The following is a 14,102-nucleotide window of genomic DNA, read 5'->3' as shown; positions in this document are numbered from 1 at the left end:
TGTCGGGGTCTGCGCGCCGGTGGCCTCGTCAGGCGCGTACGGCCGTGTGCACCGTGTGCGCCGTCAGCAGGAACAGGTCGTCGCGTCGGTGCAGGCTCAGGGGGTCCGCAGGGTCGACGAGGCGGTCCAGCACCTCGGCGTCCCCGGGCGTCAGGAAGTCCTCGAAGCCGTCGCGGCGCCGCGTCCACAGTTCGACGAGGAGTGCGCGGGCGTCCGGCGACAACGGCGCGGGCAGATCGAGGAGGAAGGTGCGGCTGCTCGCCCCCGCCAGGCCCGCGTCCGTCAGCAGGGCCGCCCAGTCCTCCGTGTCCCTCCTGGCATCGGGCAGGGCGGACCGCATCCCGGCGAACCGCTCCTCCTCCAGGACGTCCAGGCGGGCCTGGAGGCCGGGCCGGCCGAGGCCGAAGTCGCGCGGCAGGCAGCGCCAGGGCAGACCGCCCTCGACGAGCGCGAGGGTGCCGCCCGGCGCGAGCCGCCCGGCGAGCGCGGCGACCGCGGTCCGCTGGTCACCGACGTGGTGCAGGGAACGGGCCGCCCAGATCAGGTCCGCTTCCGGCAACCGGGCGCTCTGCGCCGGGAGTTCGACCCGCAGGGTGCTGAGCCGGTCGGCGAGCCCTGCCTCCGCGGCGCGTTCGGCCGCGCGGGCCAGCAGTGCCTCCTCCGGATCGGCGGCGACGACCCGCGCCCCGGGGAAGGCCGCGGCCAGTTGCCGGGAGACGGCGCCGGGGCCGCTGCCCGCGTCGACGATCAGCCGGGTGCCGCCCGGCCGCGAGGCGCGCAGCCAGTCGAGGGCCTGCGTGTACAGCGGCGCGTGGACCTCCGCGGTGCGCTCCAGGTACGGGATCATGTCGGCCCAGTCCGGATGGGTAGCTGTGTGCGGGGAGTTCCCCTGCTGGTGGTGGCCGTGTGCCATGCGCCTTCGCCGCCCTTCGAGCCCGCGATGTGGCTCCAGCCTGCGCGGACGGCGGGCGTGTGGGCAAGTCAGCTTGCCGTTCGCGCAAAACGCTCCGCCGGGACCCGGGCGGGAGGCCCGGACCCCGGCGGAGCGCGAGGTGCCTACAGCGCGGGGTAGGCGTTCTTCATGAGCTCCTGGAACTGCGCGGAGAACCAGTGTCCCGCGACCGGCGCGTTCGGCAGCGCCCCGGACATGTTGTTGTTGTTGCGCGCGTTACCGGTGTACGTCGGGTCGCACATGCGGTCGAAGCCCTTGCCCTCGTCGTTGTCGATGGCGGAGCTCGAACCGTCGGACTCCCCCGGCGGCTTCATCCACACGTAGGCGTCGATCCCGGTGGCCGGGCTGGCCTTCGGCCGCTCACCGAGGCCCGCGCCGGACTGGTTGCACCAGTTGCCGAGGTGGATGCGCCGGTCGATGCGCCCGCCGTCGACGTATGTGTCGACCGTGGTCTTCACACCCGGACCGGCGGGCCGGGCGGCGCCGCCCCAGCCGTTGCGGGAGGTGTCGATCAGCATGCCGAGGTTCTGGTCGAAGCCGAGCGAGACCAGCTTGGTGCGCATGGCCTGGGCGTACGACAGCTCGTCCGTGTAGCGGTTCCAGTCGACCCACTTGGACTGGCGCACCGAGGTCCCGTTGACCGAGTCGTCGATGGTGAAGTTGGTTTCCTTGAGGGCGCTGTAGTTGGCCGTGTTCACGATGAAGCCGTGGACGTCGGACAGCTTGGCGCCGTTGCTGGAGGCCGTGCTCTTGAACAGTTCGGCGGAGGCGTTGAAGTTGTCGTCCCAGCCGAGCCAGCCGTGGTGACCGGCGTCGATGTAGTTGTAGACGTTCGGGATGTCCCCGAGCTTGTCCAGGGCGTAGCCGACGCCCTTCTGGTAGTTCCCGTTCGCCTTCATCACATCGCAGTTGGGCGTGGCCGTGGGACGGCCGCTGACGTTGGTGACGAGGTTGGGCAGCGAGTCGATCTCGATCGTCGTGACGATGCGCAGGCCCGCGTACTTCGGGTCCTTGAGGATCGCGGCGATCGGGTCGATGAAGTCGCTCTTGTACTTGTCGATCTCGGTCGGGCCGAGCTCGCCGTTGGAGGCGAGGGCGGCGCAGTCGCGGCCGGGAAGGTCGTAGACGACCAACTGGACGACTTCTTCGCCGCTGCCCTTCTGGCTGAGGGCCGCGTCGAGGTGGTCGCGCAGGCCCATGCCGTCGCCGACGCCGTTGATGGCGGCGATACGGTCGAGCCAGACGCCGGTGGGCTGGTTGGAGATCTTGGTGCCACCGGGTTCGGCGGCGGCCTTCTGCGACCACTCCGGGTTCACGTACACCTTGGCGCCGGCGTACGGGTTGTCGACCTTGGTGCCCGGGTCGGTCGGGTCCGTCGGGTCCGTCGGATCGGTGGCCCCGTTGCAGGTCACGCCGTTCAGCTTGAACGTGGCCGGGACGGCGTTGGTGCCGCTGTAGGACGCGTTGAAGCCGAAGGACGCGGAGGCGCCGGTGGCGAGGGAGCCGTTGTAGGAGGCGTTCTTGGCGGTGACGTTCGCACCGGACTGGGAGAGGTCGGCGTTCCAGCCGTTGGAGACCTTCTGGTCGCCCGCGAAGGTCCAGGTGAGGTTCCAGCCGTTCACGGCGGCGCCGTTGTTGGTGACGGTGACGGCGGTGGTGAAGCCACTGCCCCATTGGTTCTGCACCTTGTAGTCGACGCTGCACGCGGCTGCGGCGGCGCCCACGGCGACATCTGCGGGGAGCGCGGCGGCGGTGCCGGCACAGGCGGCGCCGGTGAGGGTGAGGGCGGCGAGCAGGGTGGTCCCGGCTCGCGTTCTGCTACGGCTCATGGTGTGCGGTGTCCCTTTCTGGGTGGTGAGGGGTTGTTGTGCGGGGATGGATCGGGGGGTCGGAGCGGTCCGTGGGGTGGGTGCGGCCGGTGGGCCGCCGGGTGGTCATCCGGACAGGCCGCGCAGGTGGTCGCGCAGGCCGATCCCGAACGGGGTCGGTGTGCCGTCGTAGGAGCTGATCAGGGACGGCCCGGAGGAGCAGTCCCAGGTGTTCCAGGTCCAGCCGAGGTACGACAGCTTCCGGTCGTCGAACCACTTCATGACGCGGTCGACGAAACCGTGCGAGCAGGTGTTCTCGCCGATCTCCCCCGCCACCAGCGGGACCTGCGCCGCGACGGGCGCGAGCGTGGAGTCCCAGCAGCTCTCGGTGGCGCAGGTGTTGAAGTTGTAGACGTGCCAGGCCGCGGCGAGATGGCCGGCCGGGTCGTCGGGCCGGTGGGCGAGCCACTGCCCGAGGTCGTTGGAGTAGGCGAGGCCGCCCGCGAGGATCACGTTCTTCGCCCCGGTGGCGCGTACCGCGTCGACAAGGTCCTGCATGCCGGCGACCTCGTAGCCGATGCCGGGGCAGGTCCCGCCGTCCTTCCAGCAGGCCCAGGCGTCCGCGAGGTTCGAGGTCGCGCGGTCCGGATACGGCTCGTTGAAGAGGTCGAGGACGACGGCCGGATCGTCCTTGTAGGCGGTTGCCACCGAGGACCAGAAACGGGGCGCGTAGCGGGCGTCCGGCATCGGCTTCTGGCAGGTGGCGTGGAGGTCGGTGCAGCCCGCCGAGTTCCCGGTGTACTGGCCGTAGGACCAGTGCATCTCCAGGATCGGCGTCATGCCGTGGGCTTTGACCTTGGTCACCAACTCCTTGATCGCGTTCTGGTAGTTGACGCCCCCGTACTCGGGCTTGATGTTGTCAAGGCCCAGCCAGCACTCCTCGTTGAGCGGGATCCGGACGGCGTTGGCCTTCCAGTCGGCGATCGCCGCGACGGACGCGTCGTCGACCGGGCCGTCGAAGATCCCGTAGCCCTGTACGCACATGAACTCGGCGCCGGAGCGGTTCACGCCGAGGATCCGGCGGGTGGCGCCGGAGGTGTCGACGAGCTTGTTCCCCGAGACCTTCAGGGCCGGGGCCACGCCGTCGCCACCCGGGTCCGTCGGGTCGGTCGGATCCGTCGGATCCGTCGGATCGGTCGGATCCGTCGGGTCGGTCGGATCCGTCGGGTCGGTGTCGTCGGTGGTGCACGTGGTGCCGTTCAGCTTGAAGCCGGTCGGCGCCGTGTTGGTGCCCGACCACGACCCGATGAACCCGGCGGACACGCTCCCGCCCGAGGGCAGCGCACCGTTCCAGGACTCGTTGGCCGCGGTCACGGCCGTGCCGGACTGGGACCACTTCGCGGACCAGCCCTGGGTGACCTTCTGCCCGTCGGCGAAGGAGAAGGTCAGACTCCAACGGTCTGTGGGCGCACCGTTGTTGACGACCTTGACCGCGCCCTGGAAGCCGTCGGCCCACTGCCCGGTGACGGAGTACTCCACCGTGCAGGCGGGGGCAGCCGCCGAGGCGGCGGTGGTCAGGGGGACGAGCGTGGCCGCCGAGACGGCACAGACGAGCAGAGTTGCACGTAACGCATGGAGCGGGGGGTGGTGCATGAGCGACTCCTTGCAGCTCGGGCGCGACCGGCACAGGCCGGCGCGTCCACTGATGGAACCGCTCCCACTGGTTGCTGCTGGACTGTAGAGAAGGAACTGCCGTCAAGCAACAGAGGAGTTACGAATTCTTGCTGTCGAATTAATTCGACTCTTCAACCCTCTTGACCCCCAATTACCTCGTCCCCATCCTTGGGAGCGCTCCCACTGGTTCACAGGTTGTGACGCCCACGTCACTTCCCGCCCCCTTCCGTCCCCGCTCCCCACGAACCGCAAGGAGGAACCAGGGCATGCCCAAGAGATCGGCCCGGCGGCTGTGGACCGCTGTCGCGGCCACCCTGGCACTACCGCTCGCCACCCTCGCGGCACTGCCAACGTCCGCTGAAGCAGCGGCAGTTGCGTGCAGCATCGACTACAAGACCAACGACTGGGGCTCCGGCTTCACGGCCGAGGTGACGATCACCAACCGCGGCACCGCGGCGATCGACGGCTGGACCCTCAGCTACAGCTACGGCGGAAACCAGAAACTGGCCAACGGCTGGAACGCGACCTGGTCGCAGTCCGGAAAAACGGTCAGCGCGAAAAGTCTCTCGTACAACTCCAAGATCGCGGTCGGCGCCGCCGCCTCGGCAGGCGCGCAATTCACCTACAGTGGCGCGAATTCAGCCCCCACCGATTTCGCGATCAACGGCACGACCTGCGCCGGTGCCCATCAACCCCCGGTCGCGGTACTCACCAGCCCGAAGGCCGGCGCGGTCTACGCGGCGGGGGACACGGTCCCGCTCGCGGCGACCGCGGCGGCGGCCGACGGAGCGACCGTCGACAAGGTCGAGTTCTACGACGACGCGGCCCTGCTCGGCACGGACACGACCGCACCGTACGAGCTGGGCACGAGCGGCCTGGCGACCGGAACGCACTCCCTGTACGCGAAGGCGTACGACAGCCAGGGCGCGGCCGGTGAGTCGACGCCGGTCGGCATCACGGTCGCGGCGGGTCCCGCCGTGGTCGCCACGCCGTCCCAGCTCGGCATCCAGCAGGGCAAGAGCGGCACCTTCGACGTGAAGCTGTCGACGCAGCCGGCGTCGAACGTCACGGTCACGGTGGCCCGCACGAGCGGCAACACCGGCCTGTCCGTCTCCTCCGGCGGGAGCCTGACCTTCACCCCGTCGAACTGGAGCACGGCGCAGAAGGTGACGCTCGCGGCCGACTCCTCCGGGACGGGCGCGGCCACCTTCACGGTGTCGGCCCTGGGCCACACCAAGGCCACGGTCACGGCCACCCAGCTCGCCGGGTCCAAGACGTACGATGCCCGTTTCCTCGACCTCTACGGGAAGATCACCAACCCGGCCAACGGCTACTTCTCGCCCGAGGGCGTCCCGTACCACTCCGTGGAGACACTGATCGTCGAGGCGCCGGACCACGGCCACGAGACGACGTCGGAGGCGTACAGCTACCTCCTGTGGCTCCAGGCCATGTACGGCAAGGTCAGCGGCGACTGGTCGAAGTTCAACGGGGCGTGGGGCCTCATGGAGAAGTACATGATCCCCACGCACGCGGACCAGCCGACGAACTCCTCGTACAACGCCTCGAAGCCCGCGACGTACGCGCCCGAGCACGATCTGCCGTCGCAGTACCCGGCCAGGCTCGACCCGGCGGTCTCCGTCGGCCCCGACCCGATCGCGGCGGAGCTGAAGAGCGCGTACGGCACGGACGACGTGTACGGCATGCACTGGCTCCAGGACGTCGACAACGTCTACGGCTACGGCAACGAACCCGGCAAGTGCGAGGCGGGTCCGACCGCCACCGGTCCTTCCTACATCAACACGTTCCAGCGCGGCGCGCAGGAGTCGGTGTGGGAGACGGTGCCGCAACCGACGTGCGACGCCTTCAAGTACGGCGGCAAGAACGGGTACCTGGACCTGTTCACCGGCGACTCCTCCTACGCCAAGCAGTGGAAGTTCACCAACGCGCCGGACGCCGACGCGCGGGCCGTGCAGGCCGCGTACTGGGCCGACGTGTGGGCCAAGCAGCAGGGTAAGGGCTCGGAGGTGTCGGCGACCGTCGGCAAGGCCGCCAAGATGGGCGACTACCTGCGGTACTCGATGTACGACAAGTACTTCAAGAAGGTGGGGAACTGCGTCGGACCGACGACGTGCCCGGCCGGTACCGGCAAGGACGCCTCGCACTACCTGATGTCCTGGTACTACGCCTGGGGCGGCGCGACCGACACCTCGGCGGGCTGGGCCTGGCGCATCGGCTCCAGCCACACGCACGGCGGCTACCAGAACCCCCTCGCCGCCTACGCGCTCTCCTCGGCCGCCGACCTGAAGCCCAAGTCGGCGACGGGACAGGCGGACTGGGCCAAGTCGCTGGACCGACAACTGGAGTTCTACCGCTGGCTCCAGTCGGACGAGGGTGCCATCGCGGGTGGTGCCACGAACAGTTGGGGCGGCAGCTACGGCACCCCGCCGTCCGGCACGCCCACCTTCTACGGCATGTACTACGACGAGGCACCGGTCTACCACGACCCGCCGTCGAACCAGTGGTTCGGCTTCCAGGCGTGGTCGATGGAGCGTGTCGCCGAGTACTACCAGCAGACGGGTGACGCCGACGCCAAGGTGGTCCTGGACAAGTGGGTCGACTGGGCCCTGTCCAAGACGACCGTCAACCCCGACGGCACGTTCCGTATCCCCTCGACGCTCCAGTGGTCGGGCAAGCCCGACACCTGGAACGCCTCGGCCCCCGGTGGCAACACGGGGCTGCACGTCACGGTCGCCGACTACACGAACGACGTCGGTGTCGCCGCGGCGTACGCGAAGACCCTGACGTACTACGCCGCCAAGTCCGGTGACACGGAGGCGAAGACGACGGCGAAGGCGCTGCTCGACGGCATGTGGGCGCACAACCAGGACGCGCTGGGCATCGCCGTACCGGAGACGCGGACCGACTACAGCCGGTTCGACGACCCGGTCTACGTGCCCAGCGGCTGGACGGGCACGATGCCGAACGGCGACGCGATCAACTCCTCGTCGACCTTCTCCTCGCTGCGCTCCTTCTACAAGGACGACCCCAACTGGCCGAAGGTCGAGGCCTACTTGGCGGGCGGCGCGGCACCGACGTTCACGTACCACCGGTTCTGGGCCCAGGCGGACATCGCGCTCGCCATGGGTTCGTACGCGGAGCTGCTCGAATAACGCCCCGCTGAACAGCGGCTCCGTGCACACGGGCCGGGCGGGCCCCCTCCCCGGGGTCCGCCCGGCCCTCTGTCCTGCTCCCGCTCCTCCCCCCTGGAGACCTCATGCGCAGACCCCGCTTGCTCGTGGCAGGCGTCCTCACCCTCGTGGCGGGCCTGTTGACGACCGGCGCGGCCACCGCGGCCGATCCCCCCGCCGCGCCCCGGGCCGCCGTGGCCGCCGACACGTACGCCTGGAAGAACGCCCGGATCGACGGCGGCGGCTTCGTCCCCGGCATCGTCTTCAACCGCGCCGAGAAGAACCTCGCCTACGCCCGTACCGACATCGGCGGCGCCTACCGCTGGGACCAGCCGACGAGATCCTGGACCCCGCTGCTCGACTCGGTCGGCTGGGACGACTGGGGCCACACGGGCGTCGCCTCCCTGGCCTCCGACGCCGTGGACCCGAACAGGGTGTACGCGGCCGTCGGCACGTACACCAACGACTGGGACCCCGGCAACGGCGCGGTCCTGCGCTCCGCCGACCGCGGCGCCACCTGGAAGAAGACGGACCTGCCCTTCAAGCTCGGCGGCAACATGCCGGGGCGCGGCATGGGCGAACGCCTCGCCGTCGACCCGCACGACAACAAGGTGCTGTACCTGGGCGCGCCCAGCGGCAAGGGCCTGTGGCGGTCCACGGACGCGGGCGTGAGCTGGTCGCAGGTCACCGCGTTCCCGAACCCGGGCACCTACCGGCAGGACCCGTCCGACACGTCGGGCTACGCCTCCGACCTCCAGGGCGTGGTGTGGGTGACGTTCGACGAGTCGACGGGCTCGGGCACGTCCCGGACACAGACGATCTACGCGGGCGTGGCCGACAAGGACAACGCGGTGTACCGCTCGACGGACGCGGGCGCCACCTGGCAGCGGCTGGCCGGCCAGCCCACCGGGTACCTCGCCCACAAGGGCGTCCTGGACAGCGAGAACGGCTACCTCTATCTCGCGTACAGCGACACGGGAGGCCCGTACGACGGGGGAAAGGGCCAGGTCCGGCGGTACGCGACCAGGACCGGCGAGTGGAAGGACATCAGCCCGGTCGCGGAGGCGGACACGTACTACGGCTTCAGCGGGCTGACCGTCGACCGGCAGCACCCGGGCACGGTCATGGTGTCCGGCTACAGCTCCTGGTACCCGGACACGATGATCTTCCGCTCCACGGACAGCGGCGGTACGTGGACGAAGGCGTGGGACTACTCCTCGTATCCGAACCGCACCAACCGCTACACGATGGACGTCTCCTCCTCGCCCTGGCTGACCTGGGGCGCGAACCCGGCACCGCCGGAGCAGTCGCCGAAGCTGGGCTGGATGACGGAGGCGCTGGAGATCGACCCCTTCGACTCGGACCGGATGATGTACGGGACGGGCGCGACGGTCTACGGCACCGAGGACCTCGGGAAGTGGGACACGGGCGGCACCTTCTCCATCACTCCGATGGTGAAGGGGCTGGAGGAGACCGCGGTCAACGATCTGGCGTCCCCGCCGTCCGGCGCGCCGCTGCTGAGCGCGCTCGGTGACATCGGCGGGTTCCGCCACACGGACCTGACGAAGGTTCCGTCGATGATGTTCACGAACCCGAACTTCACCACGACGACGAGCCTGGACTTCGCCGAGTCCAAGCCGGACGTGGTGGTGCGCTCCGGCAACGCCGACTCCGGTGCGCATGTCGCCTTCTCGGCCGACAACGGCGCCACGTGGTCGCCGGGCAGCGACCCCGCGGGGGTCACGGGCGGCGGCACCGTCGCGGTGTCGGCGGACGGCGGTCGGTACGTGTAGAGTCCGGAGGGCGCGGGCGTGCAGACGGGCTCGGGTGGATCGTGGACGGCGTCGAGCGGGGTGCCCGCGGGGGCGGTGGTGGAAGCGGACCGCGCGGACGCCAAGACCTTCTACGCCTTCAAGGCGGGTGTCTTCTACGCCAGTTCGGACGGCGGGGCGACCTTCACGGCGAAGGCGTCGAGCGGGCTCCCGGCGGACGGGCCCGTACGGTTCAAGGCGGTGCCCGGAGCGAAGGGCGACATCTGGCTGGCGGGCGGTTCGGCGCAGGGCGCGTACGGTCTGTGGCACTCGACGGACGGCGGGGGCACCTTCACCAAGCTGCCGGCCGTCGACCAGGCGGACACGATCGGCTTCGGCAAGGCGGCGCCGGGCGCCGGTTATCAGACGCTGTTCACGAGCGCGAAGATCGGCGGTGTCCGAGGGATCTTCCGCTCCACGGACGCGGGCGCGACCTGGACCCGGATCAACGACAGCGCGCACCAGTGGGGCTGGACGGGCGCGGCGATCACGGGCGACCCGCGCGTCTTCGGCCGGGTCTACGTGTCGACGAACGGGCGCGGCGTCATCTACGGGGACTCGGCGGACACGCCGGGGCCGGGCGACGGCGGCTCGGGATCAGGCGCCTGCACGGTCTCGTACAAGGTCACCAACGAGTGGCCGGGCGGTTTCCAGGCGGACGTGACGGTGTCGAACACGGGGTCCTCCGGATGGGACGGCTGGTCCCTGAACTGGACGTTCGCCGACGGCCAGAAGGTCACGCAGGCGTGGAACGCCGGTGTAGCGCAGACGGGTTCGGCCGTCACGGCGAAGAACGTGGGCTGGAACGGCAAGGTGGCGGCGGGCAGCTCGGTCTCCTTCGGCTTCACCGGAAGCCGATCGGCGACGAACACGAAACCCGCGGCCTTCACGGTGGGCGGCAAGGAGTGCGCGGCACGCTGAGCGGACCGTGACCATGACCGGCCGGGCGCCTCGCCGCGACCGGCCGGTCGCGGCCACTGTCACAAAACAGATACCAGTCCTCCATGCTCTCTACACACTTCGCGTGCGGCGCCCTAGGCTCGCTCCCCTCACCACCAGGGGGACACCATGACCGATCCGCACAGACCCGCGCCGAGATGGGCACGCAAGCGCATCGTGCTCCCCGCCCTGGGTGTCGCCATGTTCCTGGGCGTGGGCATCGGCGCCGCCGGTGACGGCGGCGAGGACGGCGACAGCGGCACGGTGGCGGCAGCGGGGGCGAAGCCGAGGACCACCGTCACCGCGACGGCGACAGCGACCGCGACGGCGACCGAGACCGCGACCGGCACTCCCGAACCCGCCCCGACCGTGACCGCCACGAAGACCGTGAAGGTCACGGCCACCGTCACCGCCAAGGCCGCCGCGGGGTCCGGCTCCACGGGCGGCGGCAGCGGCAGCGGCGGTGGCGGTGGCGCCGAGGCCGGGACGTGCTCGATCGTCTCGAACTCCGGCAACTGCTACGCGGCCGGCCAGTTCTGCCGCAACGCCGACCACGGTGCCTCCACCACCACCGCGAGCGGCACCGCCATCACCTGCCGGTTCAGCTCCGGCAGGTGGCGCTGGTCGTAGGGGGGCGCCGGAAGCGGGACGCCGGCGGGTCAGGGCGTCGTGATCGTGGGACGCGGGGCTGTCGGCATGCCCGCGCCGATGAAGAAGCTCGGGTGCGGTGGCTGGTTGTAGGCGGTGTTCTGCCAGGCCAGGGCCGTGCGGTACTGGGTGTCGTGGAGCAGGGTGGTGATGCGGGTCGGGGTCTCGGTCGGGGTCGAGTAGATGCGCAGGGCGGTGTTGTTCGTGGTCGGCCAGACGACCTCCTCGCGCCAGTCGCCGAGGATGTCGCCCGACAGGGCCGGGGTCGCCCTGGTGCCGTTGTTCGCGTGGACGCCGGAGCCGGTCAGCAGGCGGGTGTCGGACGACGTGCCGTACTTGTCGATGTGGGTGGAGTCGAGGAGTTCGCGGGTGGTGTCGCCGTCCCACCAGGACAGGAAGTTGGTGGAGGACGGCTTGCGGGAGGTGACGACCGTGCCCTTGGGGTTGCGGACGCCGGACTCGGACGACGACCAGGACTCGGCGCCCGCGCTGCCGGACCAGATGTCGCCGGAGACCCCGCGGCCGTTGTCGCCGTTGGCGGGTGTCGACCAGATGACGGCGCCGGTCCTCGCGTCGGCCATCCACGACGACGGCTTGGAGCTGTCCTCGTCGACCTTGAACTCCTCCAGGCCCGCCCGGGCCGGGTCGAGGTCGCCGACGTGCATGGCGTCGCCGTGGCCGTTCTTCGTGGTCCACAGGGCCGAGCCGTTGTCGTCGACGGCCATCGCGCCGTAGACGATCTCGTCCTTGCCGTCACCGTCGACGTCCGCGACGGAGAGCTGGTGGTTGCCCTGGCCGTCGTACCCCTTGCCGCTGTTGGTCGAGGAGCTGGTGTCGAAGGTCCAGCGGCGCGTGAACTTCCCGTCGCGCCAGTCCCACGCCGCGATCACGGACCGCGTGTAGTAGCCGCGCGCCATGATCAGGGAGGGCCGGGCGCCGTCGAGGTAGGCCGTGCCCGCGAGGAAGCGGTCCACGCGGTTGCCGTACGAGTCGCCCCAGGAAGAGACCGTGCCGCGCGCGGGGACGTAGTCGACGGTGCCCATCGCCGCGCCGGTCTGCCCGTTGAACATGGTCAGGTACTCGGGGCCCGAGAGCACGTAGCCGCTGGAGTTGCGGTGGTCGGCCGAGGAGCTGCCGATCACCGCTCCCCTGCCGTCGACCGTGCCGTCCGCCGTCTTCATGGCGACCTCGGCCTTGCCGTCGCCGTCGTAGTCGTACACCTGAAACTGGGTGTAGTGCGCGCCCGAGCGGATGTTCCTGCCCAGGTCGGCGCGCCACAGCCGGGTGCCGTCCAGCTTCACCGCGTCGACGATCGTGTTGCCGGTGTAGCCGGACTGGGAGTTGTCCTTGGCATTGGTGGGCTGCCACTTGAGGACGAATTCGAGGACGCCGTCACCGTCCAGGTCGCCTACGGAGGCGTCGTTGGCCTCGTAGGTGTAGGCGACGCCGTCGGGGGTGGTGCCGCCCGCGGGCGGGGTGATCGGTACGTCCTTGTAGCCGGTGCGGAACTGGATCGCGTGCGCCGAGTCGGCCTGCTCGGTGCCGTTGACGATCGCCCGGACCGTGTAGTCGGCGGAGTTCGGGGCGCCGGAGTGGAAGTAGTTCGTGGAGCCGGTGACCGGGGTCGCGTTGACCTTCGTACCGGCGCGGTAGACGTTGAAGGAAACGTTGTCGGGGTCGGTGCCGAGCCAGCGCCAACTGATCAGGTTTCCGGCGTCGGTGTGCACGCTGACCAGGCCGCGGTCCAGTTTCTCGGCCTGCCGGGCGGTGGCCGCGGAGGCCTGGTCGGCGGGCAGCAGGGTCAGTCCCGCGGCGGCGAGGGCGGCGGCCGTGGTGGTGGCGAGCAGGAGACGGCGCGCTCTGCGGCGGGCATGGGGACGCGGGTGCGGTCCGGGCATGTGGGGGCTCCTGGGGGTGGGGACGCGCGGATGGGTCACGTCCGTCAGTCGCCGCCCGGCCGGTGCGGGTTGCCGGTGCGACGCGCTTGACTTCGCGTGCGCTCCAACGCGTTGACTCCTCGCACAGCCCGGCCCGCACCCGGCGGCCGGGCCCCGTGAGGGGGAACTCCGCATGAAGTACCGCACCATCGGCACGGACCCGGCGACGCGCCGCGAGGTCAGCGTGCTCAGCCTCGGCGCCATGCTCTTCGGCACCGTCACGGAGGAGAGGACGGCGTTCGCGATCCTCGACCGGTACGTCGAGGCGGGCGGCACGTTCGTCGACACCTCGGACAACTACGCGTTCTGGCAGACGGGCAGCGTCGGCGGCGAGAGCGAGACGGTCCTCGGCAACTGGCGGCGCAGCCGCGGCATCGGCGACGAGGTCGTCATCGCCACCAAGCTGGGCGCGGCGCCCCTCGCGCCCGGCACCGGCTACGTCGACAACGCGGAGGGGCTGTCGGCGGCGGCGATCCGGTCGGCGGTGGCGGGCAGCACGGCCCGGCTCGGCATGGAGCGGCTGGATCTGCTGTACGCCCACATCCCGGACCCGAAGGTCGAACTCGCCGAGACGGTGCGGGCGTTCGGGGCGCTGGTGGACGAGGGGACGGTCGGGCTCCTCGGGGTGTCCAATCACTGGGCGTGGCAGGTGGAACGGGCCCGGGCGATCGCGCGGGCCGAGGGGCTGGCGGGGTACGAGGTGCTTCAGTACCAGCACAGTTATCTGCGGCACCGCATCGACACCCCCAGCCCGCTTTCCCCGGACGGCGAGCTCGGCACCGCCGACGGCAACCTGCTCTCCATGGTCCGCGCCGAGGAGGACCTCGCACTCGTCGCCTACTCCCCGCTGCTCGGCGGCGCCTACGTACGGGAGGACAAGCCGCTCGGCGCAGGGCACGACCACGGCGGCACACAGCCCCGGCTGGCGGCGCTGCGCGAGGTGGCGAAGTCGTCGGGGGCCACTGTCAACCAGGTCGTGCTGGCCTGGATGATCGGCGCCCAGGTCCCGGCGATCCCCCTCGTCGGGGCGTCGTCCGTGGCGCAGATCGAGGAGAGCCTGGCCGCGGTCGACCTGGAGCTGACGCAGGAGGAGCGGGCCCGGCTGGACGCGGTCTGACCGGGCCCGCTCCGTGGCTGCCGGGTGG

General features: G+C 70.5%; 7 protein-coding genes and 1 pseudogene. 4 read left to right on the top strand and 4 right to left on the bottom strand.

What is annotated here, in order from left to right; translation table 11 throughout:
• Window positions 1-28 precede the first annotated feature (28 nt).
• The 3 genes from ACIRF8_RS17245 to ACIRF8_RS17235 form a co-directional block, all read right to left on the bottom strand.
• Window positions 29-913 carry a class I SAM-dependent methyltransferase gene (locus ACIRF8_RS17245; protein WP_404215595.1) on the bottom strand — a complete coding sequence of 295 codons (885 nt, stop codon included), beginning with the start codon at window positions 911-913 and terminating at the stop codon, window positions 29-31.
• Between the two features lie 143 nt (window positions 914-1,056).
• Window positions 1,057-2,781: a glycoside hydrolase family 6 protein gene (locus tag ACIRF8_RS17240; RefSeq protein WP_404215593.1), complete on the bottom strand. Its 1,725-nt coding sequence runs from the start codon at window positions 2,779-2,781 to the stop codon at window positions 1,057-1,059.
• 105 nt (window positions 2,782-2,886) lie between these two features.
• Entirely contained in the window at window positions 2,887-4,413 is a 1,527-nt protein-coding gene (locus ACIRF8_RS17235; protein ID WP_404215591.1) for a cellulose binding domain-containing protein, read from the bottom strand.
• 287 nt (window positions 4,414-4,700) lie between these two features.
• On the opposite strand from ACIRF8_RS17235, the gene ACIRF8_RS17230 reads away from it, so the two are divergent.
• The 3 genes and pseudogenes from ACIRF8_RS17230 (at window position 4,701) to ACIRF8_RS17220 (ending at window position 11,002) form a co-directional block, all read left to right on the top strand.
• The gene (locus ACIRF8_RS17230; RefSeq protein ID WP_404215589.1) at window positions 4,701-7,604 is read left to right on the top strand and encodes a glycoside hydrolase family 48 protein; all 2,904 of its coding nucleotides are present in this window, start codon (window positions 4,701-4,703) and stop codon (window positions 7,602-7,604) included.
• A 104-nt stretch (window positions 7,605-7,708) separates the two neighbouring features.
• Window positions 7,709-10,354, top strand: a pseudogene (locus tag ACIRF8_RS17225) (cellulose binding domain-containing protein).
• Between the two features lie 147 nt (window positions 10,355-10,501).
• Window positions 10,502-11,002, top strand: a complete 501-nt coding sequence (locus ACIRF8_RS17220; RefSeq protein WP_404215587.1) for a hypothetical protein — start codon at window positions 10,502-10,504, stop codon at window positions 11,000-11,002.
• Between the two features lie 29 nt (window positions 11,003-11,031).
• Here the strand turns inward: ACIRF8_RS17220 and ACIRF8_RS17215 are convergent, their stop codons facing one another.
• A complete protein-coding gene (locus ACIRF8_RS17215) occupies window positions 11,032-12,918 on the bottom strand; it encodes a rhamnogalacturonan lyase (protein WP_404215586.1) in 1,887 nt (628 codons plus the stop codon).
• A 172-nt stretch (window positions 12,919-13,090) separates the two neighbouring features.
• Between ACIRF8_RS17215 and ACIRF8_RS17210 the strand changes: the two genes are divergently transcribed.
• The gene (locus tag ACIRF8_RS17210; protein WP_404215585.1) at window positions 13,091-14,074 is read left to right on the top strand and encodes an aldo/keto reductase; all 984 of its coding nucleotides are present in this window, start codon (window positions 13,091-13,093) and stop codon (window positions 14,072-14,074) included.
• Window positions 14,075-14,102: the final 28 nt, after the last annotated feature.

It is taken from the genome of Streptomyces sp. NPDC102406 (assembly GCF_044765725.1).
GTDB lineage: Bacteria > Actinomycetota > Actinomycetes > Streptomycetales > Streptomycetaceae > Streptomyces.
This window is presented reverse-complemented; position numbering and strand designations above follow the sequence as displayed.

Bases quoted from the DNA above. Each gene is read 5' to 3' on its own strand.
- ACIRF8_RS17240 (WP_404215593.1), bottom strand. From the start codon at position 2,781: ATGAGCCGTAGCAGAACGCGAGCCGGGACCACCCTGCTCGCCGCCCTC.
- ACIRF8_RS17245 (WP_404215595.1), bottom strand. From the start codon at position 913: ATGGCACACGGCCACCACCAGCAGGGGAACTCCCCGCACACAGCTACC.
- ACIRF8_RS17220 (WP_404215587.1), top strand. From the start codon at position 10,502: ATGACCGATCCGCACAGACCCGCGCCGAGATGGGCACGCAAGCGCATC.
- ACIRF8_RS17235 (WP_404215591.1), bottom strand. From the start codon at position 4,413: ATGCACCACCCCCCGCTCCATGCGTTACGTGCAACTCTGCTCGTCTGT.
- ACIRF8_RS17210 (WP_404215585.1), top strand. From the start codon at position 13,091: ATGAAGTACCGCACCATCGGCACGGACCCGGCGACGCGCCGCGAGGTC.
- ACIRF8_RS17230 (WP_404215589.1), top strand. From the start codon at position 4,701: ATGCCCAAGAGATCGGCCCGGCGGCTGTGGACCGCTGTCGCGGCCACC.
- ACIRF8_RS17215 (WP_404215586.1), bottom strand. From the start codon at position 12,918: ATGCCCGGACCGCACCCGCGTCCCCATGCCCGCCGCAGAGCGCGCCGT.